1 protein-coding gene is annotated in these 1,218 nt (G+C 65.0%); it reads right to left on the bottom strand.

What is annotated here, in order from left to right:
- A partial coding sequence (locus tag JYJ84_RS37065; RefSeq protein ID WP_205190337.1) for a LysR family transcriptional regulator occupies positions 1 to 671 on the bottom strand: 671 nt, incomplete at its 3' end.
- Positions 672 to 1,218: the final 547 nt, after the last annotated feature.

Genomic DNA, 1,218 nt, shown 5'->3' with positions numbered 1-1,218 from the left:
CCGAGTTCCTGCATGACCGTCGCGTTGACGCGATGGGCGGCCAGCGCGGCATCGATCAGCGGCCGGCTTCCCGACGCATGGTCGAGAAGCACGAGGCGCTCGCCGTCCAGCGCCGTCCAGGGCACCTCGGCACGCGCCGCGAGCGGATGGTCGGCGCGTGCGACCAGGCAGAACGAATCGGTCATCAGCGATTCGCAGACCAGATCGACATCCGTGAGCGGCCCGATCACGACGCCGAAATCGACCTCGCTCGACTTCACCTTGCGCAACACGTCGCTCTGCACGTCATCGCGCAAGCCCAGCGTCACGAACGGGAACTGGCGCTCGCACGACGCCACCACGCGCGGCATCAGCCTGCATGCGATCGTCGGGCTGGCCGCGACGATCACGCGCCCGCGGCGCTGCTCGCCGATCTCGCGAATCTCACGCAGCGTGTCGTCGAGATCGTCGAGCAGACGGGACACGCTCGCGATCAGGTTCGCGCCGACATCGGTCAACTGCACGTCGCGCGTCGTGCGGTCGATCAGCTTCAGCCCGAGCTCGGCTTCGAGCTCGCGTACGCAGCGGCTGACCGCGGACTGCGTGAGCCCGATCTCGCCGCCCGCGCGACTGAAGCTCTTGAGCCGCGCGACCTCGATGAAAACGCGAAGCTGGCGCAGCGTGACGTTCATTTCCCGACCTCATCAATCGTCGATATCGATGCGTGATTTTAATGCGCGATCCGGGGTCGATGTGCGAATCAGGCACCTACCCCACATGTTTCGCTGCGGTGCAATACATCCGCGAACGCACGTGGCGCGGGCGAACTGCACAAGATTGGTGATTGTCCCGATTTGCTGGCGGGTTATTTTGGCGTCTCATACGCCCCTAGCTGACTAAGCCGTTAGCTCGCTGCCAAGCGGCTCTCGAGGGAATTACCTCCGACATGGCACGCTTCGTGCATTACCTGGCGCACAGGGCGCAGGTTTCGTCGGACGGAAGAGCAGAAACGCCGCTGCCGGCCAACCGGACGCCCCCACCCGGCACTCGACGATCGAGTGCTTGAAGAGTGCGCGGCGCAGGGCAGCGCACCGGAGTTAGCTTCGCTGAGGTGAGGACATGATGCTGTTCGACGATTTGAGAGATAACGAGTGGGCGCTGGTCGAGGGTCTGTTTTGCTCGGAACCCGCACGGAGTGAGCGGCGCGGCCGCCCCCGCGTGGAAGCCCGCTCGGTGGTG

This window comes from Burkholderia sp. LMG 13014 (genome assembly GCF_905232215.1).
Taxonomy (GTDB): domain Bacteria; phylum Pseudomonadota; class Gammaproteobacteria; order Burkholderiales; family Burkholderiaceae; genus Burkholderia.
The sequence above is the reverse complement of the archived record's forward strand: the minus strand, read 5'-3'. Positions and strand labels throughout refer to the sequence as shown.